Source organism: Bradyrhizobium lablabi (assembly GCF_001440475.1).
Classification (GTDB): Bacteria; Pseudomonadota; Alphaproteobacteria; order Rhizobiales; family Xanthobacteraceae; genus Bradyrhizobium; species Bradyrhizobium lablabi.
Map to the genome: position 1 here is coordinate 143,784 of NZ_LLYB01000046.1, position 22,146 is coordinate 165,929.

The window sequence follows — 22,146 nt, forward strand, 5'->3', positions numbered from 1 at the left end:
GTTTTACGGGTGATTTGGGTCTCGCGCGAAGCGATTTATTTTTCCACGCTGGACTGGACGGGGCAAATCAGCTTGAAGTCGTTGAAGAAAATCGCATGAACGCGCAGCGCCTCTTCAGCTCCGATCGACCACCGTCAGACCCGATCCGCCGCGTCACTGGCCGAGAATTAGATGCACGGCGAGCGCAATTGCCGTTACGTTAGGTGGGCCGAAACAAGGAAAACACGAGGGAGGCTATGGTGAGATTTTCAATCGCTGCCGCAGGCTTTTTTCTCGCAACGCTGCTTTCCATTCCGGCGCTGGCACAGACGAGGCCCCTGGTGACTGAAGAGATGATGGTCAAGACTGCCGATCCCGGCATCGAGATCTACGTCCGCAACAAGCGGCCGACCGACATGACGTCGTTCCGGCCCGAGCAGACCGTGCTTTACGTGCACGGCGCGACCTATCCTGCCGAGACGGCGTTCGACCTCAAGCTCGATGGCCTGTCCTGGATGGAATACATCGCCTCGCGCGGCTACGACGTGTGGCTTCTCGACCTACGTGGCTACGGCAAATCCACCCGGCCGAAGGAAATGGCCGACAAGCCCGACGCCAATCCGCCGATCGTGACCGGCCAGACCGCGGTCAAGGACATCGGCACCGCCGTCGATTTCATCCTGCGGCACCGCAACATTCCGCGCCTCAACCTGCTCGGCTGGTCGTGGGGCACCACGCTGATGGCGACCTACACCACTGAGAACGCCGCGAAGGTCGAACGCCTCGTGCTCTATGCACCGAGCTGGATCCGGCAAACGCCCTCGCTGGTTCAGGCCGGTGCCGGCAAGCTCGGCGCCTATCGCATGGTCAACCGCGATCAGGCACGGGAGCGCTGGTACACCGGCGTGCCCGAGGACAAGAAGGCCAACCTCATTCCCGCCGGCTGGTTCGATGCCTGGGCCGATGCGACCTTCGCCACCGATCCGGACGGTGCAACGATGAATCCGCCGGTGCTTCGCGCGCCCAACGGCGTCGTGCAGGACGGCGCCGAGTTCTTCGGCGCCGGCAAGCCCTATTACGATCCTTCGAAGATCACGGTGCCGACCTTATTGGTCGGCGCCGAATGGGACCGCGACACGCCGCCCTACATGGCCCAGACGCTGTTTCCGCTGCTGGTGAACTCGCCGGGCAAACGCTACGTGGCGCTGGCCGAGGGAACGCATACGATCATCATGGAGCGGAATCGGCTGAAGCTGTTCGAGGCGGTGCAGGCGTTTCTCGATGAGGCGAAGCGATCGTGAGAAGTGCGCAGCCCGCATGAACGCAAGCGATAATGTCGTTCGCTCATCCGGGCTACGCTTTCCCGAGAAAGCCACGCGCCACCTGATGCAGCACGCTCACGCCTTTGAGCCGGTGCACGCCCCCCGGGACCACCGGGGCCCGCGCAAAGACGCATCAGCGGGGCTCGCACTTTGGCGGCGGTGATCCTCACCGGGTTTTTATCGCCGCGCAGAACTGTTCCGTGACCGCCGTCGTTTCCTCGGTGACGTTCCAGCCGTTCGTCTCGGCCTTTTCCCTGGCCAACTTCTGCTCGTTCTGAAGCATCTTTTTGATGGACGCGTACGGTTTCCAGTCGGCCCTGGACAGCCTGGCGGGGGGCGCACCGCAGACGTTGTGGGCGATCGCTTTCTGCACACCCGAGCTGACTTCGCTCAATTGGCCCTCGACCACGGCGGTGAAGCGCGCCTTGGCGTATTGGCTGTTGTCTGCGATGAAGTCCCTGCAGAAGGCGACCCGTTGACCTCCGTCGCGGGCCTTGATGTAGGCCGTCTGCGTTTCGTAATGGAGGCGGTAGGCGAGTTTGTTGGCGTTCGGGTCGGATTTCACCGCTTCGAGCATGGCGCGGTGTTCACCCAAGGTGGCGTCATTGATCCTGAAGTCACATACTTTGGCGAGGGAGACGACCGGAACGTAGACCCGCATCTTGGCTTCCAGGGTTTCGTCGGCGTGCGCAACTGGTGCGAACAGGCTGGCGGCGATTGCGAAAGCAGCAGGGCAGCGTTTCATTGTTGACGTACCTCCACAAGCGGTGGCGGTTTGCGAGCGCGGTGACCCAGCCAAGGAGCGTCCAGCCCAGGGCGAATTTCTTGAGACGAATTTCTTGGGCGGCCGTCGAGCGCTCATCTTGATCTGGATCAAGCAGTCAAGCTCGGGTCCTGTTCAGCTTATCATTTCAGTCTTGCAAGTCTGCGGAAATGGGAAGCCCCCTCCATGATCATTCCTCGGCAAACGGACCTTGGGCGCCGCATAATCTATCGGCCGCCGGGGGCTGGACGCAGGTACGGCGTTATCAGCGCGATATACACGCGCCGGGTGTTTATCCGGTTCGATCATCAGCATTACAGCCGCGCGGTTGACCCGGCCTATCTGGAGTTTGCCAAGACGGCCGCCGAAACTCGCAAAGGCAGCGGCGGTCAGAATCGGCCAGCCCTGTAGGCTTCTTACGAATCACCGAATTGCATTCGCGGCAGCATCGATGTGGCGCGGCGGGATTACGCCTTGCGGCTAATCCGCCCTACCCCGTTCGTTCACAATGACCGTCGCGGTTCGCAGCGCCTGCTCATAGCTTTTCAACTGGGCCTGCGAATACGCCTGCATGGTTCGCAATTCGTCCGGCGACTTGTTCTTCAATTGGGCGAGGCTGGGCGATAGCGACGTCTCGCTGTCCGCTGCCGCCCCTCTCGCGTGAAGCGCGAGCACGCTCGCGATACGTTGCAATGCCAGCCGGTTGCGCTCCGCTCCCTTCTCGGCGTGGACGACATAGTGCTGCAGCCTGTCGGTCGACATGGCGCGAGCGCCCTCCTCGTCGCCTTCGATCAGGCGAAGCAGTTGCGCGTCGACGATGTCGATGCAGAGGTCGATACATTCGTCGCAGATGAACACGGCAGGTCCCGCGACCAGCTTGGTCACCTCGTTCTGGTTCTTGCCGCAGAACGAGCAATAGAGGAGCTTGGCTTGCGATGCCGGATTTTGCAGCCTGCCCGGCCAGCCGGACGGTGGCCGCGCTGTATCGATCTTGGCGGACAGGATATTCCAGTTGTCATAGCCGAACGCCTTCGCGATCAGCTCCAGGGACTCGCTGTGCGTGGTTTGCACAGATCTGGCATTTAAGGCATCGCGCAGGGAACGCGCCATGGCCTTGACATCGCGGAAATCGCGCATGAGAGCACCCGTATCGGCGAACGGAGGAGATCGGGGCTTGCCTTGCCGACCCGTTCGCCAATAGCGAGGGCCGAGAGACTTGATACGTTCACCATCCCAAAGGGCGCAAGCGGCGGGTGTATCAACCGGTCATTATAGTTGGTCCGGCCACGGTCGTTGTCAACCCCGACGGGAGACGCTTGCTTTGCCCGGAGCATCCGATGAAGTCGATGATTTGGGGATTCAGGGCATTCGTGAAATTGCAATGACAGTGCGCAGAGCGGAGAGCTCGCAACTTGGCTTGCCGTGCAAGCCATGCCACATACGGCGCCCCGATGGCCCACCATTCGAGAGAGTTTTGATGTCCTTCGTTCGTTTGCTGATCGGTTGCAGTCTCGTTTTCTCCGCATCCAGTGTGCTTGCACAGAACATGCCCGCCGACGCACCGAACGCGCGCGATCACGCGGTGTTGAGCCGCTACGCGGGCTCGTGGCTTGTCGCGCAGGAGATCAGGGAGTTCGATCAGGCCGGCGTGCCGTCCGGGCCGAAGGATAGCGATGTCGCGAGGCTCGAGGGCCGCGTGACGCGCCTTTTCTACATGGCGCCCGCCGGCAAGTCGGCGCTAGTGGTGCAGCGCAATTACGAGCAGGCGCTGGAGCGCGCAGGCGCAACCCGGCAGGACGCCTGCGCCGAAAAATGCGACGACCGGGGTTTCGGGCCGTTGCGCGCGCAGCCCGCCAAGCCGCAGCTCTCCAAGGCTCAACTGGAGGGCTGGAGTGCGGAGACCCTGCTACAGATGTGGCAGGAGACCGGCAGCGAGCGTTACTGGTATGGAACGTTGAACGCCTCCGGCAGCACGCTGCACGTGGCGGTGCTGACGGCAAAGCCGGGCACCGTCGCGCTCGCCGGCAAATACATGGCGACCGTGGTGGAGATCATCGAGCCGAAGGCGATGCACGGTCGCAAGGTGACCGTGGATGCCACAGCCCTTGCCAAGGGCCTGCAGGCCGAAGGCAAGGTCGCGCTGTATGGGCTGTTCTTCGACACCGGCAAGGCGACCATCAAGCCGGAGTCCAAGGCGCAGCTCGACGAGATGGCGCGGCTGTTGCAGTCGAATGCTGCCGCGAAGGTGTATATCGTCGGCCACACCGACAATCAGGGCGCGCTGGACGCCAACCTCGCGCTATCCAAGGCGCGCGCCCAGGCCGTCATCGACGCCTTGTCGAGCACCTACAAGATCGACGGCAAGCGCCTGTCGGGGACCGGCGTGGCGAGCTATGCGCCGCTCGCCAGCAACGCCAGCGAGAGCGGCCGCGCGCGCAATCGCCGCGTGGAGATGGTGTTGCAATAGCAAATAGCCCGCATGAGCGCATGCAATATGCGGGACTTTCTTCCGCTCTTCGTCTCGTTGGTTGACCGCGCGTCAGCTCGCACCGGACGGCGGCCGGTCGAGAGCCTCCGCATCGAAACCGAACAGCGCCGCGCGGCTGGGCGACAAGCCGGTCGACGCCCCCATGGCGGTATCGCGCTCGCGCTGCTCCGGGCCGTCGGGAAGATGAAAGGTGATGGCGTTGCCGCGGGCGGCACCCTGGATCGAGGCGGTGCGGGGCTTGCGCAAGATCTCGTAGCGCTGCAGGGCCGCCGCAACGTCCGACCGCGAAACGCCGGCGAGGCACGCGGCCAGCGTCGCGCCGTCCTCGATCGCCTGCGCCGCCCCCTGGGCCATGTAGGGCAGCATCGGATGGCACGCATCTCCAAGCAAGGTGATCCGGCCGGCGCTCCACTTCTCCAGCGGGGCCCGATCGAACAGCGCCCATTTGAACGTCTCGTCGACCGCACCGAGGATGGCGTGGATCTGCGGATGCCAGCCCGCGTAGCGGCGGCGCGCGTCGTCGACGGTGCCGCGATCGGTCCAGGATTCCCGCTCCCAGTTCGCCTGCTCATGCACCGCGACGAAATTGACGTAACGCCCGCCCGACACGAAGTAATGAACGAAGTGGCCGCCCGGCCCCATCCAGATGGTCGCGTTGTGGGGCAAACCGAGATGGTTCAGGCGCTCGGCGGGAGCCAGGCCCCGATAGGCGACGTTGGCGGAAAACCGCGGACGCTCGTCGCCGAACAGAACACGGCGCACCGTCGAATGGATGCCGTCCGCGCCGACCAGAAGATCGCCGTCGACGAACGATCCGTCCTCGAATTGCGCCCGGACACCATCATCGGTCTCTGTCACGCTGACGCAGCACTGCGCCGTCTGCAGCACGCCGCGCGGCAGCGCGTCGCTGAGCACGGACAGGAGATCGCCGCGATGAAAATGATAATACGGCGCGCCGTAGGCGGTTTCGACCGCAGCGCCGAGCTCCTCGCGCATCAGAATGGCGCCATTGTCCCATCGGCGGGCTTCGATCGCCTGCGGCCTGACGGCCAGCGGCTTCAGGGCTTCCCCAAGCCCATAGCGCTGCAACAGCCGCGTCGCGTTTGGGCTGATCTGGATCCCGGCGCCGACCTCGCTCTTGATCTGCGCCTGCTCGAAGATGCGCACGTCGCAGCCTGCGCGCGTGAGCGCGAGCGCGGCCGCCGTGCCGCCAATTCCTCCGCCGACGATAATGACCTTCAGGCTCATAGTGCATGCTCCTGGCCCGGCGGGGACGCCGGGATCTTCGCGCCGATGCCTGCGATCCGCGCCAGGCAATATGCTGGTGGGCCTGGCAAGAAACGCATCGCGACCGTACACGCGTTCAAGACGTCCCAGCACGATGGCGACAGTGAGACCGACCGGTCCACCGCCCGCAACCTGTGCATGTGTTTTCCGCATGGCTCCCGCAAGCGAACACGCCGTCGTCGACGAAACGACCTTTGCATTTCGGAAACAGCCGTCCGATGTTTGGCTACGAGTACACGTACAAACTGGGACCGTCGATGACACGTGAGGAATTCATCGCAGAGTGTAAGCTTCGGTTAGAAGCCGGCGAAGACATAGAGGCCATCGTCAGATTTTTGCGCGCATCCGCCTGCTCGAAAATAGATTCCATCGCTGTCCTCAACCGAGCCAGCGGCATCGGCCTGGCCAAAGCCAAGGAGGTTGTACACTTCAGCGCAACCTGGGCCGACCGGAAGGCTTCGGACGAAAAGTTTCACGAAGACATCGTTGATGCACTGACCAGCGAGTGGCCCACATGAGCCCCGATGTCGCTTCCGCCGACGCTCGTTGAGCTCCGGCGGACAGGCCGCTCATCCGGGCCACCTGCTCATCCTATTGCGACGTCGTCGAGTACAGGGAATCGAGCGCAGCCCGCAATTCCTCGTGAAAAATTCGAATACAGGATTGATCTACAACGAAATGCCATTTTCCGACTTCGAAAGAATTTGAGCAGTAGGATATCGTGCAAGCTGGTCTTTCCAGCGAACAAATCAGGTCTTCGCGCACACCAAGCGATATGGTCAGGCTCTGATACGTCGTTCTACATTTTGCGAGCTCCAAGGATATCGGCTTAGGCTTCAATAGCCATTGCTGTAGTTCGTCCAACAAGGTTTCGATTCGATCCTTTCGAAGGACAAGGTGGGGCAGCGAGACCGAAAACACGCTTTCCAGGCTCGACGATCCAACATCGTTTGCAAATGGCGGATCGAGCCAAAACTCTCCGACGAGAGACACCTTCGCCAGAATGAGTTCCAAGCCGTCTTCGTTCGAGCCTCGCTTGATGAAGGCCCCGCAAAATTGCTCCCTGCCGCTATTGGCGACCAGCTTCCAATTGTCTGCCGAAAAGTCCATTTCACACTCNACCATCCATGCTTCCGCCTGGAGCTACGGCGGGCTAGTCACCATCCGGGCTANCGCTCGCTTCAGCAGCCTCCCCCGGAACCAGAAACCGCCATCTTTGCCTATAAATCGGTCCCCGCCCGAACCGCCTCCCTCCATTGAACTCAGCGCCCTGCTCCGATATACGGGCACTCGACTCCGGCCGAGGGAACAGGGCCTTCCGGGGCCGCGCACCCGCCTCCTCCAAGCCGTTCCGGAATTTCTCCAGTATATCAAAGGCTTAATGATGTCTTCCACATTCGATCAGATCGCCAACATTATCGCGGAGACCTGCGACATTCCGCGCGACACGATCAAGCCGGAGAGCCACGCCATCGACGATCTGGGAATCGACAGCCTGGACTTCCTCGACATCGCCTTTGCCATCGACAAGGCGTTCGGGATCAAGATGCCGCTCGAAAAATGGACCCAGGAGGTCAACGACGGCAAGGCCACGACCGAGCAGTATTTCGTGCTGCAAAATCTCGCCGATCGCATCGACGAACTGGTCGCCGCCAAGAATGCAGCCCCGGGCGCGTAATCGCCCGCCATGAACCTTGATTACTTCACGCTGATCGACCGCATCGTCGACCTGAACCTCGACGAGAAGAGGATCACGGTCGAGGCGCAGGTGCCGGTCGCGCACACCATCTTCGAGGGGCACTTCCCCGGCTTCCCGATCATGCCCGGGGTCCTGCTCACCGAAGCGATGGCGCAGAGTTCCGGCTGGCTGATACTCGGCGTCCTGAAGTTCGAGCGCATGCCCTTCCTGGCCATCGTGAAGGAAGCCAAGATGCGGGGGTTCGTCAGCCCCGGCTCGTTGCTGACGATCGAGGCGAAGCTTGAGCACGAAGGCTCCGGTTTTGCCGTCACCAAGGTCAAGGGGCGTATCGGCAAGGAGTTGAAGTGCAGCGCTGAACTCACCTTCGGCCTTGCCCCCTTCCCCGACCCGGCCCTGCGCGTGCATATGGACGCGATGGCCAACAAGATCGGCTTCCCACTGCAGGCGATTACGCATGACTGAGTCAAATTCCGCGCCCGCCAAGGAAGTCTGGATCACCGGCATCGGCATCGTCTCCTCGCTCGGCGAAGGGCTGGATGCGCACTGGGATGCGCTGAACGAGAAGAAGATCAACGTCGACGACAAGCGGTTCGCGCCCCACATCGTGCACCCGCTGGCGCCGATTTCCTTCGACGCCCAGATCCCGAAAAAGGGCGACCAGCGCCAGATGGAAGCCTGGCAGCGCATCGGCACCTATGCCGCGGGGCTGGCGCTCGATTCGGCCGGCGTCAAAGGCAACAAGGAAATCCTGGGGCGGATGGACATGATCGTCGCCGCCGGCGGCGGCGAGCGCGACATCGCGGTCGATGCGGCCATCCTGAACGCCGATGCCAGGGGCAATTCGAGCCCCGGCTTTCTCAACGAACGGCTGATGAACGATTTGCGGCCGACGTTGTTTCTGGCCCAGCTCTCCAACCTGCTCGCCGGCAACATCGCCATCGTGCACGGCGTCTGCGGCACCTCGCGCACCTTCATGGGCGAGGAAGCCGCCTCCATCGATGCGGCGCGGATTGCGCTGGCACGGATCGAAAGCGGCCAAAGCGACATCGCGCTGGTCGGCGCCGCCCATAATGGCGAACGCCTGGACCTGCTGATCCTCTACGAATTCGGCGACTTCAATCTGACCGACAAGTTCGCTCCCGTCTGGCAACGCGAAGACAAGAGCGGCTTCGCGCTCGGCTCCGCCGGCTGCTTCCTGGTGCTGGAATCGCGTGAGCACGCCGAAGCCCGCGGCGCCAAGCCCTATGCCAGACTGACCAGGGTGGTCGCCGACCTCGCGCAGCGCAAGCAGCCGGGCGCGGTGACAAAATCGCTGGAAGCGCTGTGGCCGAAGCTCGGCGTCGGCGACAGCGGTACCTTGATCACGGGGGCGACCGGCGCCGAGCCGGCGACCTCGGACGAGAAGGCGTTCCTGCGCCAGCATCCCGGATTTGCGGTCCGCGCCACCGGAACCATGTTCGGCCACACGCTGGAAACCCAGTTTCCACTCGGCCTGGCGCTGGCCGCGCTCTCGATCTCCCGCGGTTCGCTGTTTCCACCCAACGACCCGACCGGGCTCGAGGTTGAAAAGGCAGGCAGCCCGGACCAGATTGTCGTGGTGGGGGCCGGTCACTGGCAGGGCGAAGGCATGGCCCTGGTCGAGGCCATCAAGTAGAGCGTGATTCCCGCAAGAAGGCTTGCGGCATCACGGCCAGAGCAAGAGTTGAGCGCGAGAAGCGCGCTCTTAGTTACGGCGCAGCAGCGACGGGGGAACCATGTCAGCACCACGCGATAAACTCGGCAGGCCGATCGTCGTCGTCACCGGCATGGGCGTGGTGACCTCGCTTGGCGCCGGCAAGACCGACAACTGGACCCGGCTGACCGCCGGTGAATCCGGGATCCGGACCGTGACGCGCTTTCCGATCGACAGTCTGAAGACGACCATGGCCGGCACCGTCGATTTCGTCACCCTGGAGCCGTTCTCCTCGACGGGTCTCACCGAACGTCTCGCCGAGATGGCGACCGCCGAAGCGCTCGAACAGGCTGATATCGGCGGCAAGGCCGATTTTCCCGGGCCGCTGTTTCTCGCGGTCGCGCCGGTCGAGGTCGAATGGCCGCAGCGGCTTGAGCTCGGACGCGCCGTCGGCAAAACCGAATTCGACTACGTGGATATGCTGCACGTCAGCGGCGGCGGACGGTTCACCGCATATCATCGCCGCTTCATGTTCGGCTCGGTGGCGAGTTACCTGGCCGAAAAGTTCGGCACCAAGGGATCGCCGATTTCGCTTTCCACCGCCTGCGCCTCCGGCGCCACCGCAATCCAGCTCGGTGTCGAGGCGATCCGCCGCGGTGAGGCCGACGCGGCGCTGTGCGTCGGCGCCGACGGCTCGGTGAATCCCGAAGCGATGGTGCGCTTCTCGCTGCTGTCGGCGCTGTCGACGCAGAACGATCCGCCGCAGGCCGCCTCAAAACCGTTCTCGAAGAACCGCGACGGATTCGTGATGGCCGAAGGCGCCGGCGCGATGGTGCTGGAAAGCTATGAGTCGGCGATGGCCCGCGGGGCCAAGATCCTCGGCGTGGTAGCCGGTTGCGGCGAGCTGACGGATTCGTTCCACCGCACCCGCTCCAGCCCGGACGGCAAGCCGATCATCGGCTGCATGCGCAAGACGCTGGCCGATGCCGGCCTCGAGCCGGAGCAGATCGACCACATCAACGCCCACGGCACCGCAACGCCGGAAAACGACAAGATGGAATACAACACGACCGCGGTCGTGTTCGGCGAGCATCTGCCGAAAATCCCGGTGTCGTCGAACAAGTCGATGGTCGGGCACACGATCTCGGCGGCCGGCGCGGTCGAAGCCGTGTTCTCGCTCTTGACGCTGGAGCATCAGCGGATTCCGCCGACCATCAATTACGAGATCCCGGATCCGTCGATCCTGTTCGACGTGGTCGGCAACAAGGCGCGCGACGCCAGGGTCACCGCCGTGATGTCGAACTCGTTCGGCTTCGGCGGGCAGAATGCTTCGCTGATCCTGACGCGCGAACCGGTCTAGCAGCACGTCACCCATCACGATGAACCGCCTGCTCCTACGCACCAAGGCGCGCCTGCGCGATGCCGGAAAGCCCGTGGCGGAAGCCGCCGTCGGCGCGCTGACGATCGCCCTGCTCCGCACCACCCGCTATTTCGATCCGGACAAGACCGCCAATTTCTTCGGCCGCGTCACCCGCTTCATCGGGCGACGGCTGCGCGAGGACCGCATCGGACGCGAGAACCTGAAGGCAGCTTTTCCCGAAAAGTCGCCGGAGGAGATCGAAACCATCCTGACGGGCGTGTGGGACAATCTCGGCCGCATCGGCGCCGAGTTCGCCCATCTCGATCACATCTGGGATTACGACCTCGACCACCCGGAGAAGCCGAGCCGCATCGAATTCACCCCGCGCACCAAGGAAATCTTCGATTCGCTACGCGACGACGGCAAGCCTGCGATCATCTTTGCCAGCCATCTCGGCAATTGGGAAATCCCGGCGCTTGGCGCGGTCGCCCATGGGCTCGATTGCGCGATCCTGTTCCGCCGGCCGAACATCGAGTCCGCCGACCGCGCCATCGAGCGCATTCGCGCGGTCAAGATGGGCACGCTGGTGCCGGCGGGGCGCGAGGCGCCGCTGAAACTGGCGGAAGCGCTGCAGCGGGGCCAGCACGTTGCGATGCTGGTCGATCAGTACATGGGCAACGGCGTCGAGGTGACGTTCTTCGGCCGCAAGACCAAGGCCAACCCGACGCTGGCGCGGCTGTTACGCCAGGTCGAATGCCCTGTGCACGGCGTCCGCATCATCCGCCTGCCCAACCACCGTTTCCGCGCCGAACTCTCCGAAGAGGTCAAGCCGGCGCGCGATGCCTCCGGCCAGATCGACATCCAGGGCACGATGCAGGCGGTGACGTCGGTGATCGAAGGCTGGGTGCGCGAATATCCGGACCAGTGGCTGTGGCTGCACCGGCGGTGGCGGTAGCGCCCCCTTCGTAGCCCGGGTGAAGCGCAGCGTAACCCGGGGCCGTTCTCGCAACCAGGTGAAGTCCCCGGATTGCGCTTCGCTCCATCCGGGCTACAGGTTCCTCACTACCCGCCGAACAGCAGGCCGAGGCTCCACGCCTTCATTGCGACGGCGGATCCCAGCACGAAGATGATCTGAAGCAGCGTGCGGGTTGAGAAGAAGGCGAAGATATTGGTCATGTGATGCTCCCCGAGGGAGCTATAGATTCTGCCTCGGGTTCCGGCAACCGAAGTTTGTGGTCCGGACGAGGTATTGTCCACCGGATCTCTCCACGTCATTGCCTGCGACAAACGCAAGGCGTTTGCGCAAGGGAGCGAAGCGACNAACAATCCATCTCTCCGCGTATGCGGCACGATGGATTGCTTCGCTTCGCTCGCAATGACGGCGGATAGAGGCTCGTGCGCCCCACCCGTTACTTGCCCGTCTTCACCCTGGTCCAGAGCCGGTTGATGACGCGTTGCGTGGCCGGATCGCGCGCCTGGATGACGAACAGCTTCTTCTGCGTCGCCTCGTCCGGGTAGATGTTCCTGTCGTTCAGAATCTTCGGATCGACCAGCTTCTGGCTGGCCAGATTGCCATTGGCATAGGACAGGAAGCCGGAATTCTTGGCGGCGACGTCGGGGCGGTAGAGGTAGTTGATCAGCTCATAGGCTTCAGTGACGTTCTTCGCATCCGCTGGGATCGCGAGATTGTCGAAGAACATCTGCGCGCCCTCTTTCGGGATCGTGTAGCCGATCTCGACGCCGTTCTTGGCTTCCGCGGCGCGGCTGCGCGCCTGCATGATGTCGCCCGACCATCCGACCACGAAGCAGATTTCGCCGGAGGCCAGCGCGCCCAGATATTCCGAGGAATGAAACTTGCGGACATTGGGCCTGATCTTGCTGACGAGATCGGCAGCCTTTTCCAGATCCGCCTGCTTGGTCGAATTCGGATCGATGCCGAGATAGCTGAGCGCGGCGGGCAGAATGTCGTCGGCGGAATCCAGCATGTGGATGCCGCAATCCTTGAACTTGGCCAGATTCTCCGGCTTGAAGACGATGTCCCAGCTATCGATCTTCGCATCGGGCCCGAGAATCCTCTCGGCGGTCTTGACGTTGTAGCCGATGCCCGTGGTGCCCCACATGTAATTGGCGGCGTAATTGTTGCCGGGATCGTAGGTGGCGAGCTGGCTGGTCACCACCGGCCAGGCGTTGGCGAGATTGGGCAGCTTCGACTTGTCGAGCTTGAGGAAGACTTTTGCCGTGATCTGGCGCTGCAGGAAATAGCCTGTGGGCACCACGACGTCGTAGCCCGACTTCCCCGCCAAGAGCCGCGTCTCCAGCGTCTCGTTGGCGTCAAACGTGTCGTAGACCACCTTGATGCCGGTTTCCTTGGTAAAATCCTCCAGCACCCCCGGGGCCATGTAGTTCGACCAGTTGTAGAAATTCACCGTGCGCTCCTGCGCCCATGCGGGCGAGAGCGACAGCGCGAGCGTGATCGCGCCGAAAAGGCGCAGCGAAATTCCCGTCGAATCGCGCATGTCCTACCTCTTGCGCCGGCCGTGCACCGCGTCCGACAGCCGCTCCAGCGCCGTGTCGAGCGTTTCGTCCTTCTTGGAAAAACAGAAGCGCACCACCGAGGTCACCGCGTCCTGCTCGTAGAACGCCGACACCGGAATCGCAGCGACCTTGTAGTCGGTCACGATGCGCTTGCAGAACTCGACGTCGGTCTCGTTCAAGCCGAGCGGCGACAGGTCGACGGTGAGGAAATAGGTGCCCTGCGATTTGAGCACGGGAAAGCCGATGCTCTCCAGCCCCTTGGTCAGGCGGTCCCTGCTCCGCGCCAGATCCTTGCGCATATCGTAGAAATATTCATCGGGCTTGCCGAGCCCGTAAGCTACCGCCGCTTGCAGGTTCGGCGCGGTGGTGAAGGTCAGGAACTGGTGCACCTTGGCCGCCACCCGCAGCAACGGCGGTGCGGCGCAGACGAAGCCGACCTTCCATCCCGTCAGCGAAAAGATCTTGCCGGCGCTGCCGACCTTGATGGTGCGGTCGCGCATGCCCGGGATCGTGATCAGCGGGATATGCTCGCGGCCATCGAAGATCACGTGCTCCCAGACTTCGTCACAGATCGCGATGGTGTCGAACTTCTGGCAATACCGCGCCAGCAGTTCGAGGTCCTCGCGGGGATAGACGACGGCGGCCGGATTGAGCGGGTTGTTGAACAGCACCGCCTTGGTCTTCTCGTTGAAGACGCTGGCCAGCATCTCTTCCGTCAGCCGCCAGCCCGGCGGCTCCAGCCGCAACAGGCGCGGAATGCCGCCGGCCTGGCGGATGATCGGCAGGTAGCTGTCATAGACCGGTTGGAAGCAGACGACCTCGTCGCCGGGTTCGACGACGGCGAGAATGGACGACGTCAGCGCCTCGGTGCCGCCCGAGGTCACCATCACTTCGGTCATCGGATCGAGGGAAAGCTTGTGCCAGCGGCCGTAATGGGCGGCGATCGCCTGCCGCAGTTCCGGAATGCCCATCATCGACGGGTACTGGTTGTAGCCGTTCACCGTGGCGTCGGCCGCCGCGCGGCGGATGTCCTCCGGGCCGGGATCGTCGGGAAAGCCCTGGCCGAGATTGATGGCGTTGTTGTCGCGGGCGGCCTGCGACATCGCCTCGAAGACGGTGACGGGAAGGTCGGCAAAGACCTTGTTCATGGAAGTCATGATGGAGATCAGCCGCCGGTCCTGGTCGGCAATCCCGCGGCCTTCCAGCCGATGATGCCGCCCGCCAGATGCTTGTCGTAAGGCAGCCCTGCTGCCTGCGCCGCCAGCGAGGCCGTCACCGAGCGCTTGCCGGAGCGGCAGGCGAACACCACCTGCTTGCCCTTCGGATCCGGGATAGCCGCGGGATCAAAGCTCTGGAGCGGAACGACCACGCCGTCCGGATAGGCTTCCACCGCCACCTCATTGGGCTCGCGGACGTCGACCAGCAGATAGCGGCCCTCCGCGATCCCCTTCGAAACGTCTTCCGGGGTCAAATCGTGCACCTGATGGTCCGCCAACATATCCTCCTGACAAGGCGCCGCGAGGCTCCGATAGGCCCCGCCAAGCGGGCGCCAAAGTCGCCCCTCGCGCGGCGAAAATCAAGCGCCGCGAGCGGGTTAAACGGCCGTCAAAGCCGTGCCGCCGCCCGGCTCACTTATTCTCCTCCGCGCCTGATTTCAGGTCAGAAGTCCTTTCATGATGGGCCACGCCCCATCCTGCGTTTGAGGGCCCGCCGCCCGGTAGCCGCGACGAAGGTAGAAATCACGCGCGTTTGAGCTTGCCTCGGCATGCACCGAAGGGAACTCGCGATCGCGCAGCAGCCCTTCGAGCATGCCAAGCAATCCGGCCCCAACGCCCTGCCCGGCAAATTCAGGCGCCGTATACAGGCCCTCCAGCCTGTCGGCCCGAATGGCCCCCCATCCGGCAACGATGCCGTCCAGCTCGGCCACCCATATTTCCAGCTCGTGCAGCTTTTGCTCCATACCTGATAGCGTGAGCTTCGACGCCCACGCCTGCGCTTCGGCAACGGATATTCTTGGCGGCGCAAGCTCGCGGATCGACCGGCGTCGAATGTCGTGGAGACGGCTTGCGTCCGTGCGCTGTGCCAGACGGTAAATGGCACCCATCGTTACCTGCCTCGCGTCAAACGGATCGGCCAAACGAGCGTAGCGCAAGCTCGCGCAGCAGGAGAGCCTCGATATTGGCGCGCCCGGGATATAGTCCAGAAACTGGACTACCTTGGTGGCCCTCGTGATGCTAAAGTTCTTGTCATGAAAGGCTATGGATCATTTTGTCCCGTAGCCAAAGCTGCGGAAATTCTCACGGAGCGGTGGACCCCGCTCGTGCTCCGCGAGCTGTTGCTAGGGTCCCGCCACTTCAACCAGCTTCGCCGCGGCATCCCGCAGATGTCGCCGACGCTCCTCTCCAAGCGCCTTCAAACGCTAGAAGAAGCCGGGCTAATCTCACGCCAATCAGGCGCTAATGGGCATTGCGAGTACCATCCAACCCAAGCGGCCAGAGAAGCCCGGCCAATTATCGATGCATTGGGCTATTGGGGCCACAGGTGGGCGCGCAGCCAGCTCACACCCAACGAACTCCACGTGGGCCGGCTCATGTGGAATATGCGCCGTTCATTCGATCTAGAGCACATTCCATGCGACTTCGTGCTGTACATCGAGATTGCGGACGCTCGGCCGAAGCACTGGTGGTTTGTTGTGAAGAAGGAGGAAGCCGATCTCTGCTGGGATGATCCCGGCTTCGAGGTCGATATCAGCCTCTACGCGAGTCTGCTGACACTTGTGCAGATTTTCATAGGCGAGATGCCGCTGCTACGGGCGCGTGAGCTCGGCAAAATCGAGATCTATGGTCCTAAGCATCTTGTGAACAGCATGCGCACTTGGTTCCCACGCAGCAAATATGCCAATGAGGCTCCTGCGATAGCAGATCAAGTATCAGCCAGCTGACGAAATTCTCAGTCCACTTTTAGGACTAGTGACCCAGTTCCCCTCAGCGGTAGCGTTTGCGAATGCGCTCATGCGCTAAGCACCTCGGCTAAAGCTAAGCATCTCAGCTAAAGGAGGCAAAGATGAGCCGCCCTTCTCTTCTTTCATACGCCGTGCTGTTGATCTTTACTTGTGCTTCCGTTGGTCATGCAGGAGCAGACCCACTTGCCGACGAAATTTCCTCGGTGGCTGCCAAATGGGATGCCGCCATCAACAACGCAGACTTCGATGCCCTACTTCCATTGTATACCGCTGACGGCAGATTGATGCCGCCTGGTGCGCAGCCCGTCACCGGCCCTTTGGCAATCCGTGATTTCTTTGCTGGACGGGGAAGGAGCGTCGGAAATCACAAGGTTGAGCTGGTCGATGTGTTGCCCATCGGGAACTACGCCTATACCACCTCCCATTTCACGGCCACGTTAGTGGTGAACGAGAAGGCAGCGCCAATTTCTGGCAGCACCGTGAGACTCCTTGAGCGCCAACCCGACGGACAGTGGAAGATAAAGTCTCACATCTTCGTTAGAGAATAGATTCGCGGGTGCCACAGCCATCCGGGCAGGCACCCACCTGACACGGATCGCGGTGATAGATGGTCATGCGCCCTATTGGCCCATCGCGGCAAATCTGACACGTCCCGATGAGGTCCGCTCTCAGGGGCGAAGCCGACTAGATTTTCTCGTCGCAAGTATTACGGCTCGTGACCCGTAGCGGAGCTGAGCAAGCGCGGCATGCTCGGTAAAGCCCCAATCCCATCGACAGCATTTGCAAATATTGTCTTAACTGCTCATTCATCACGCGTGGAAGCAGGTCTTTCATCACCAACGACTATCTTTTTGACAGATTATTTGATGAGCGGGACCATGGACCAAAAACATCGAAATGAGTTGCCCGCATGGGTATGGGGCTTGGCCTTCGCAGCGGGCGACGCCTCCCTGCAGTACGATGAGTCGATGGTCCCGGACGATCTCTCCCAGGCATGGGAGCGCCGTGACAACGACGCCGGCCAGCGTCAGGTCGTGTTGGACTTACTGAAGACATGCAAGCCAGTAGAGGCTCACCATTTTCTCCATTGCGTGGGCAACTACGAAGGACTGACAGCAGAATTCAATGTCGTGCTCAGGCGTCCGGATTGCGATCGAGCAACGGCGCTGATGTATTTCGCTTACTTTTGGATGAACTACTACGACGGCCGTCCCGAATGGATGGATGATGAACAGCACGAATTGATGTCGTACATACGAACACGGGCTTGGAACGGAGAATACATGATCCGCAAGTTTGATGTTCCCGAGCTCACACTGCACGAGCTTGATGAAATGCGAGAAGTTCTGGTGGACAAAAAGGATGATCCGTTCAGTCTTCCTGCCAGCTTCGTGGCCATGAGCAAGAAAGAAGAACTGTTCTACCGGCTGCGTGAAAAATTCATGCCTCGTAAGAGCTTCGCAAACTAGGGTATCCGTTTACATTGCCGTTAGTCCGCATCTCGCCCGAAGCAAAACAACGTTAAAGCCGTTGTCTTGTCGGCTGTCGGTCAATGCTCGCCTCCACCGCCGCTTGACCCGAAGCGGACCAAACTTGAAATTACTCGCGGCGCGCTGAGATCACCGAATACTCGATCTCGTCGGCGAACTGTCCATCAGCAGAGAGCCCTGACAGCCGCTCGTGGAGATCCTTTTCAAAATTCGCAACATTGTCGCCCAGAACGGCTCGTGACGCGAATGAGGTCGAGTACAAATAGCCAATGATACCGTCATATGTCCAAACATGAGGTTGAACGAAGGTCACTTCCGTGAGCGCGCAGAATGGTGTCTGCTTCAGACACTCTTGGTGCAATGGTTTGGCTGAATAGGTCCCGGGACCAGCTCGTCGTTCGTTGCCCAGCCAGTGTTTTATTGTGTCGATCACAACTGCTTTCCATTCGAATACGCGACCGGACCAAAGACTGCTCGGAGATAGAATGACAACAGCGCCATCGGGCTCGACAAATCTGTCGAGATGCCGCGCGACCGCGATGCGGTCAGTCCAATGGAACGATGCTCCAAACGCAGCGACACGTAGCGGCCCGACCGTATCCGCGATGTCCTCGGCGCGGCCGAGCACAAACGTGATTGCCTCAATCCGCTCGGCTGCCGCAGCTCTCCGGGCCATTGCCAGCATCTCCGCATCCGGGTCCATGGCGATTGTGTGAGAGAACCACCTCGCCAATCCAACGAACACGTTGCCAGGGCCGCAACCACAGTCGAGGAGTCGTCCCGCACCATCAAGCCCGTGCCGTGCGACGATCCAGTCAAAAGCCTCCTGCGGATAGGGCGGCCGAAAACGGCGGTAGTGATCAGCGGTGCCGACAAATAGCTCAGTCATGATGATCTCGTCTAAATCTTCGCTCGTCAGTGCAAGCAACGGGAAGCGGAGGTCAGGCGATCAGGCTGGAGTATCCAAATTTGTCACTGAGCGCCAGAGGCTTCGAGCCCCTAGCACCGTGACGAGCAAAAGAGGCGTCAGACAATGCCGCCCGAGATGTCGGCTCTTGATGCTGTGGACGGCTCCTCCATCCGGCATGCAAGTGCCACGGATTCGGGAGCTGCTAGGGCTCCCACGATCTAGAGGAGCTATCCATGCAGACGATCACGACAATCGGACTGGATATCGCGAAGTCGGTTTTTCAGGTTCACGGGGCGGATGCCGTCGGTCAGGTGGTGATGCGCCGTCAATTGAAGCGCCGGTACGTGCTGGCGTTCTTTGAGAAATTGTCGCCGTGCCTGGTTGGGATTGAGGCTTGCGCCTCATCGCACTATTGGTCCCGAGAGCTGCAGACGTTGGGGCATACGGTGCGGTTGATGCCACCGGCCTACGTGAAGCCATACGTCAAGCGGCAGAAGAACGATAGCACCGACGCGGAGGCGATCTGCGAGGCGGTCAGGCGTCCGAACATGCGGTTTGTGCCGACCAAGACACCCGCGCAACAGGGGTGCCTGATGCTGCATCGAGCGCGCCATCTCTTCATCCGCCAGCAGACAGCGGTCATCAATTCGATCCGGGCCTATCTTGCCGAGTTCGGGATCGTTGCCCCTGTTGGGCGCCGGGGCGTCGAGCAGCTGCTGGAGGTCGTCGCCGATACAGCCGACCGCCGGCTCCCCGAGGTGGCGCGTACCTGTCTTGCGGCGCTCGACGTTCAGTTGCGGGCGCTAAAGGCCCAAATCCTGGAGTTCGACCGACGCATCATCGCCTGGCATCGATCGAACGCGACGAGCAAACGGCTGGATGCGATTCCCGGTGTCGGTCCGGTGCTGGCGACAGCGCTGGTCGCGAGCGTTGCCGATGCCAAGGCCTTCCGCTCGGGACGGGACTTCTCTGCCTGGGTCGGGCTCGTGCCGAAGCAGAACTCCAGCGGGGGCAAGGACAGGCTTGGCAGCATCAGCAAGCAAGGCGACCGCTATTTGCGCAGCCTGTTCACGGCCGGCGCGCTCGCTGTGATCCGCTATGCCAAGATCCATGGCACCGCGCATCGGCCCTGGCTCACGGCGTTGTTGGCGCGGCGCCCCACCAAGGTCGCCGCCATCGCGCTCGCCAACAAGCTCGCCAGGATGGCCTGGGCGATGATGGCGAGGAACGATCGCTACAACGAACCCGCCGCACTCACGGCGTAACGACATTGCGCCGGACACCCGGCGTGACGTAACGGTTGGGAGGGCGAACAGCACGTAATGCAGCGCCGGTCGATCCGGCGATCAGGACAACCCACTAGGGCCATGGCATCTTCGAATGCGTGCTTTCGAACGGGACCTGATCCGCGGAGGGCATTATGGCCAGCGGTCATGTGAACCGCGCAAACAGGCCGAACACATGGCTGCTCCGACCAATGCTGCAGCGTGAAGATTCTTCTTGCCAACCCGGAGCCGTCCACACATGGCCCTAAGCAGTACGACGTTTAAGCGTCCCGCATGTCGGCTGTCCGTGGCAGACCGGAAGCCGGTCCATGCTTGCAGCCACAGCCGCTTGTAACCCATAGCGGACACTGATGGGTCGCTTCGACGGGCCACTCCGGCTCGCGAGCGACTCAGTCCTCCGCGAGCAGGGCCGCTTCGATCCGCTGGATCAGGCGCTCCCGTTGGGCAGGCGCCGGGTCCCCGAAAAGGGCGATTACGCGGACGACCGGCAGGTAAGGCTCGGCCGCCGCCGTCAGCGCCGGTTGGGAAATGCCAGCCAACCGCGCGTACTCGGACTGCGCTGCCGCGTTGACGGCGCGCGGTCGCTGCGGATTGTCGGCGACTTCCGCGGCGATCTCGGACAGCATGACGTGGCAGCGCGCGAGATCGAGGACGACGGGCGCCCGGACCGCGCCGCCCCAGTCGATGAGTCTCGGACCATCCGCCGTCATGATCACGTTGCCGGGGTGGAGGTCGGAGTGGCACAGCCCGTCCCCCGGCTGCAGCCGCTCGATCAGGGCAAGGACGCCCTCGGCGATGTGCTTGGGAACAACACCATCGGAATGCCGCAACGAGCCCTCCATCTGGTCGCGCAGAAAGAGGACGTCCGGCGGCGGCGGCGTCTTGTGAACGGATAGGTAAAGGGAGGCGAGGATCGCGCCCGCTTGCCCCAAGGTCAGGGCGCCGCTGCGCGAGAGTTGCAGCAGGGTCGGTCCGTCGAGGCGCGGCAGCACAATGCCGAAGCGTCCCTCCAAGGTTACCTCGTCGAGCACCTCAGGCGCCGGGCCGCCAGCGGCGAAGACGGCGCGGGTCATCCGCGCCTCCCACCAGCTCACCCGCCGCGGAATGCCGGCCTTGAACAGCTTCACGACCTGACCAGGCCCCCAGGCATGGACGTCCGCAAAGACGCCCTCGCCGATCTTCTCCCCCAGCGATCCCGGCATCACCCCTCCTCCCACCGGCCAGCAAACACTGGCGGCGGGCAAAAAAGAACCCCGTGGTTGGGCAGTCCCCCTTGCTGCTTATCACCGTTTCATATCGCCCGCCAAAACCACCCTGCTCCATTTCTTGACCTCATCCGAGATCAGCTTGGCGAAATCGCCGGGCGACCCGCCAAGCGTCGTGCCGCCCATATTGGCAAGCTGCGCCTGGAATTTCGGATCGGCGACGCTGACGTTGACCGCCTTGTTGAGTTTTTCGACGATTTCTTCCGGCGTGCGCTTTGGACCGCAAAGGCCGAACCATGCGCTTGCCTCGTAACCGGGCACGCTTTCGCCCAGGGCTGGAACATCCGGCAATATCGGCGAGCGCGTCACCGTCGTTACCGCCAGGGCGCGGAAATTTCCGGCCCTGACATACTCGATCGACGAGAGCAGCGGGCCGAAATAGACATGCGCTTCGCCGGTGAGAAGCGCCGGAAATACCTGCGCGCCGCGATAAGGCACGTGAAAGAGATCGAGGCCGGTCATCGTCTTGAACATTTCACCGGCCATGTGGGTCAGAGATCCGGTGCCGGCCGACGCCATATTGACCTTGCCGGGCCTGGCCTTCGCGAAGGCGATGAACTCGGCGACTGTCCTGGCGGGAATCGACGGGTGGACCTCCATGACCAACGGCACGCGAACGACACCTGCGATCGGCGCGATGTCGCGGATGAAGTCGAAGCTGACATTGAGCATGGTCGCGTTGATCGCATTTGCCGCGGTAGCCAACAGCAGCATGTAGCCGTCCGGGGATGCCCGCACCACCGCCTCGGTCGCGATGTTGCCGGTTGCGCCACTGCGGTTCTCGATGACAAATGACTGCCCAAGTCGCTCCGACAGCGATTGACCGATCAATCGCGCAACGATGTCGGGTGCTGAGCCGGCGCCAAAGCCTTCGAGCAGGTGCACCGGTCGCGTCGGGTAACTCTGTGCGCTGGCGAAACGGGATAGTGCCGGAACGGTGGCAGCGGCCGCTGCCAGATGCAGGAATTGACGGCGTGCAATTTTCATTGCGGCCTCCCCAAACTGCCGGCATGCGGAGTTTCTGCGGAGCCGCAGGGCCGCACACGCAGATGTCGGTTCAATTTCGATGCGCACCTGCCGACGGCATGATCGCTGCGGCTAAGGCAAAAGGGACTTCGGCATGTCCCG

The 22,146-nt window shown here is 62.2% G+C and carries 22 protein-coding genes and 2 pseudogenes; 12 read left to right on the forward strand and 12 right to left on the reverse strand.

Features of this window, described 5'->3' with window-relative positions:
* Window positions 1-239: 239 nt before the first annotated feature.
* On the forward strand, window positions 240-1,280 hold the full coding sequence (locus tag CQ14_RS06265; protein WP_245320218.1) for an alpha/beta hydrolase: 1,041 nt from the start codon (window positions 240-242) through the stop codon (window positions 1,278-1,280).
* Between the two features lie 187 nt (window positions 1,281-1,467).
* On the opposite strand, the gene CQ14_RS06270 is transcribed toward CQ14_RS06265, so the two are convergent.
* The 3 genes and pseudogenes from CQ14_RS06270 to CQ14_RS47535 form a co-directional block, all read right to left on the reverse strand.
* Window positions 1,468-2,046 (reverse strand): hypothetical protein, encoded by a 579-nt coding sequence (locus CQ14_RS06270; RefSeq protein WP_057857050.1) that lies wholly within the window; start codon window positions 2,044-2,046, stop codon window positions 1,468-1,470.
* A gap of 833 nt (window positions 2,047-2,879) precedes the next feature.
* Window positions 2,880-3,015, reverse strand: a pseudogene (locus CQ14_RS45735) (ClpX C4-type zinc finger protein); the annotation flags it as partial.
* An 81-nt stretch (window positions 3,016-3,096) separates the two neighbouring features.
* Window positions 3,097-3,201, reverse strand: a pseudogene (locus tag CQ14_RS47535) (glyoxalase superfamily protein); the annotation flags it as partial.
* 340 nt (window positions 3,202-3,541) lie between these two features.
* Between CQ14_RS47535 and CQ14_RS06280 the strand changes: the two are divergent.
* Window positions 3,542-4,531 (forward strand): OmpA family protein, encoded by a 990-nt coding sequence (locus CQ14_RS06280; protein WP_057857052.1) that lies wholly within the window; start codon window positions 3,542-3,544, stop codon window positions 4,529-4,531.
* 72 nt (window positions 4,532-4,603) lie between these two features.
* On the opposite strand, the gene CQ14_RS06285 is transcribed toward CQ14_RS06280, so the two are convergent.
* Window positions 4,604-5,800 (reverse strand): FAD-dependent monooxygenase, encoded by a 1,197-nt coding sequence (locus tag CQ14_RS06285; protein ID WP_057857053.1) that lies wholly within the window; start codon window positions 5,798-5,800, stop codon window positions 4,604-4,606.
* A 257-nt stretch (window positions 5,801-6,057) separates the two neighbouring features.
* On the opposite strand from CQ14_RS06285, the gene CQ14_RS06290 reads away from it, so the two are divergent.
* On the forward strand, window positions 6,058-6,357 hold the full coding sequence (locus CQ14_RS06290; protein WP_057857054.1) for a hypothetical protein: 300 nt from the start codon (window positions 6,058-6,060) through the stop codon (window positions 6,355-6,357).
* A gap of 73 nt (window positions 6,358-6,430) precedes the next feature.
* On the opposite strand, the gene CQ14_RS06295 is transcribed toward CQ14_RS06290, so the two are convergent.
* A partial coding sequence (locus CQ14_RS06295) for a hypothetical protein (RefSeq protein ID WP_210183147.1) occupies window positions 6,431-6,958 on the reverse strand: 528 nt, incomplete at its 5' end.
* 265 nt (window positions 6,959-7,223) lie between these two features.
* Here CQ14_RS06295 and CQ14_RS06300 point away from each other — a divergent pair.
* The 5 genes from CQ14_RS06300 (at window position 7,224) to CQ14_RS06320 (ending at window position 11,525) form a co-directional block, all read left to right on the forward strand.
* Window positions 7,224-7,517 (forward strand): acyl carrier protein, encoded by a 294-nt coding sequence (locus tag CQ14_RS06300; protein ID WP_028346689.1) that lies wholly within the window; start codon window positions 7,224-7,226, stop codon window positions 7,515-7,517.
* Window positions 7,518-7,526: 9 nt separating this feature from the next.
* Window positions 7,527-8,000 (forward strand): 3-hydroxyacyl-ACP dehydratase FabZ family protein, encoded by a 474-nt coding sequence (locus CQ14_RS06305; protein ID WP_057857056.1) that lies wholly within the window; start codon window positions 7,527-7,529, stop codon window positions 7,998-8,000.
* Entirely contained in the window at window positions 7,993-9,192 is a 1,200-nt protein-coding gene (locus CQ14_RS06310; protein ID WP_057857057.1) for a beta-ketoacyl-ACP synthase, read from the forward strand. The genes CQ14_RS06305 and CQ14_RS06310 overlap by 8 nt, the downstream gene beginning before the upstream one ends.
* Before the next feature lie 100 nt (window positions 9,193-9,292).
* The gene (locus CQ14_RS06315) at window positions 9,293-10,570 is read left to right on the forward strand and encodes a beta-ketoacyl-ACP synthase (RefSeq protein ID WP_057857058.1); all 1,278 of its coding nucleotides are present in this window, start codon (window positions 9,293-9,295) and stop codon (window positions 10,568-10,570) included.
* A 19-nt stretch (window positions 10,571-10,589) separates the two neighbouring features.
* Window positions 10,590-11,525, forward strand: a complete 936-nt coding sequence (locus tag CQ14_RS06320; protein ID WP_057857059.1) for a lipid A biosynthesis lauroyl acyltransferase — start codon at window positions 10,590-10,592, stop codon at window positions 11,523-11,525.
* A gap of 454 nt (window positions 11,526-11,979) precedes the next feature.
* Here the strand turns inward: CQ14_RS06320 and CQ14_RS06325 are convergent, their stop codons facing one another.
* From CQ14_RS06325 to CQ14_RS06340, 4 genes are all read right to left on the reverse strand, one after another.
* Window positions 11,980-13,086: a polyamine ABC transporter substrate-binding protein gene (locus CQ14_RS06325; RefSeq protein ID WP_057857060.1), complete on the reverse strand. Its 1,107-nt coding sequence runs from the start codon at window positions 13,084-13,086 to the stop codon at window positions 11,980-11,982.
* 3 nt (window positions 13,087-13,089) lie between these two features.
* A complete protein-coding gene (locus CQ14_RS06330) occupies window positions 13,090-14,262 on the reverse strand; it encodes an aminotransferase (RefSeq protein WP_057857061.1) in 1,173 nt (390 codons plus the stop codon).
* An 8-nt stretch (window positions 14,263-14,270) separates the two neighbouring features.
* On the reverse strand, window positions 14,271-14,603 hold the full coding sequence (locus CQ14_RS06335; RefSeq protein ID WP_057857062.1) for a rhodanese-like domain-containing protein: 333 nt from the start codon (window positions 14,601-14,603) through the stop codon (window positions 14,271-14,273).
* A gap of 156 nt (window positions 14,604-14,759) precedes the next feature.
* Entirely contained in the window at window positions 14,760-15,209 is a 450-nt protein-coding gene (locus CQ14_RS06340) for a GNAT family N-acetyltransferase (RefSeq protein WP_156434715.1), read from the reverse strand.
* A gap of 144 nt (window positions 15,210-15,353) precedes the next feature.
* Here CQ14_RS06340 and CQ14_RS06345 point away from each other — a divergent pair, with 144 nt between their 5' ends.
* The 3 genes from CQ14_RS06345 (at window position 15,354) to CQ14_RS06355 (ending at window position 17,536) form a co-directional block, all read left to right on the forward strand.
* Window positions 15,354-16,046 carry a winged helix-turn-helix transcriptional regulator gene (locus CQ14_RS06345; protein ID WP_063800303.1) on the forward strand — a complete coding sequence of 231 codons (693 nt, stop codon included), beginning with the start codon at window positions 15,354-15,356 and terminating at the stop codon, window positions 16,044-16,046.
* 122 nt (window positions 16,047-16,168) lie between these two features.
* Window positions 16,169-16,615 carry a YybH family protein gene (locus tag CQ14_RS06350; protein WP_082649728.1) on the forward strand — a complete coding sequence of 149 codons (447 nt, stop codon included), beginning with the start codon at window positions 16,169-16,171 and terminating at the stop codon, window positions 16,613-16,615.
* A gap of 198 nt (window positions 16,616-16,813) precedes the next feature.
* Complete coding sequence (locus tag CQ14_RS06355) at window positions 16,814-17,536, forward strand: hypothetical protein (RefSeq protein WP_156434716.1); 723 nt, start codon at window positions 16,814-16,816, stop codon at window positions 17,534-17,536.
* 130 nt (window positions 17,537-17,666) lie between these two features.
* Here the strand turns inward: CQ14_RS06355 and CQ14_RS06360 are convergent, their stop codons facing one another.
* On the reverse strand, window positions 17,667-18,446 hold the full coding sequence (locus CQ14_RS06360) for a class I SAM-dependent methyltransferase (RefSeq protein WP_156434717.1): 780 nt from the start codon (window positions 18,444-18,446) through the stop codon (window positions 17,667-17,669).
* Window positions 18,447-18,700: 254 nt separating this feature from the next.
* Here CQ14_RS06360 and CQ14_RS06365 point away from each other — a divergent pair, with 254 nt between their 5' ends.
* Window positions 18,701-19,732, forward strand: coding sequence for an IS110 family RNA-guided transposase (locus CQ14_RS06365; protein WP_057857068.1), 1,032 nt, complete (start codon window positions 18,701-18,703; stop codon window positions 19,730-19,732).
* 410 nt (window positions 19,733-20,142) lie between these two features.
* Here CQ14_RS06365 and CQ14_RS06370 read toward each other — a convergent pair whose 3' ends face one another.
* Window positions 20,143-20,955, reverse strand: coding sequence for an aminoglycoside phosphotransferase family protein (locus CQ14_RS06370; RefSeq protein ID WP_057857069.1), 813 nt, complete (start codon window positions 20,953-20,955; stop codon window positions 20,143-20,145).
* A gap of 81 nt (window positions 20,956-21,036) precedes the next feature.
* The gene (locus CQ14_RS06375; RefSeq protein ID WP_057857070.1) at window positions 21,037-22,005 is read right to left on the reverse strand and encodes a Bug family tripartite tricarboxylate transporter substrate binding protein; all 969 of its coding nucleotides are present in this window, start codon (window positions 22,003-22,005) and stop codon (window positions 21,037-21,039) included.
* Window positions 22,006-22,146: the final 141 nt, after the last annotated feature.

Coding starts and splice junctions, on each gene's coding strand:
- CQ14_RS06335 (WP_057857062.1), bottom strand. CDS start 14,603: ATGTTGGCGGACCATCAGGTGCACGATTTGACCCCGGAAGACGTTTCG.
- CQ14_RS06370 (WP_057857069.1), bottom strand. CDS start 20,955: ATGCCGGGATCGCTGGGGGAGAAGATCGGCGAGGGCGTCTTTGCGGAC.
- CQ14_RS06330 (WP_057857061.1), bottom strand. CDS start 14,262: ATGACTTCCATGAACAAGGTCTTTGCCGACCTTCCCGTCACCGTCTTC.
- CQ14_RS06300 (WP_028346689.1), top strand. CDS start 7,224: ATGTCTTCCACATTCGATCAGATCGCCAACATTATCGCGGAGACCTGC.
- CQ14_RS06270 (WP_057857050.1), bottom strand. CDS start 2,046: ATGAAACGCTGCCCTGCTGCTTTCGCAATCGCCGCCAGCCTGTTCGCA.
- CQ14_RS06375 (WP_057857070.1), bottom strand. CDS start 22,005: ATGAAAATTGCACGCCGTCAATTCCTGCATCTGGCAGCGGCCGCTGCC.
- CQ14_RS06350 (WP_082649728.1), top strand. CDS start 16,169: ATGAGCCGCCCTTCTCTTCTTTCATACGCCGTGCTGTTGATCTTTACT.
- CQ14_RS06280 (WP_057857052.1), top strand. CDS start 3,542: ATGTCCTTCGTTCGTTTGCTGATCGGTTGCAGTCTCGTTTTCTCCGCA.
- CQ14_RS06310 (WP_057857057.1), top strand. CDS start 7,993: ATGACTGAGTCAAATTCCGCGCCCGCCAAGGAAGTCTGGATCACCGGC.
- CQ14_RS06290 (WP_057857054.1), top strand. CDS start 6,058: ATGTTTGGCTACGAGTACACGTACAAACTGGGACCGTCGATGACACGT.
- CQ14_RS06325 (WP_057857060.1), bottom strand. CDS start 13,086: ATGCGCGATTCGACGGGAATTTCGCTGCGCCTTTTCGGCGCGATCACG.
- CQ14_RS06360 (WP_156434717.1), bottom strand. CDS start 18,446: ATGACTGAGCTATTTGTCGGCACCGCTGATCACTACCGCCGTTTTCGG.
- CQ14_RS06315 (WP_057857058.1), top strand. CDS start 9,293: ATGTCAGCACCACGCGATAAACTCGGCAGGCCGATCGTCGTCGTCACC.
- CQ14_RS06285 (WP_057857053.1), bottom strand. CDS start 5,800: ATGAGCCTGAAGGTCATTATCGTCGGCGGAGGAATTGGCGGCACGGCG.
- CQ14_RS06320 (WP_057857059.1), top strand. CDS start 10,590: ATGAACCGCCTGCTCCTACGCACCAAGGCGCGCCTGCGCGATGCCGGA.
- CQ14_RS06365 (WP_057857068.1), top strand. CDS start 18,701: ATGCAGACGATCACGACAATCGGACTGGATATCGCGAAGTCGGTTTTT.
- CQ14_RS06345 (WP_063800303.1), top strand. CDS start 15,354: ATGAAAGGCTATGGATCATTTTGTCCCGTAGCCAAAGCTGCGGAAATT.
- CQ14_RS06305 (WP_057857056.1), top strand. CDS start 7,527: ATGAACCTTGATTACTTCACGCTGATCGACCGCATCGTCGACCTGAAC.
- CQ14_RS06340 (WP_156434715.1), bottom strand. CDS start 15,209: ATGGGTGCCATTTACCGTCTGGCACAGCGCACGGACGCAAGCCGTCTC.
- CQ14_RS06355 (WP_156434716.1), top strand. CDS start 16,814: ATGCTCGGTAAAGCCCCAATCCCATCGACAGCATTTGCAAATATTGTC.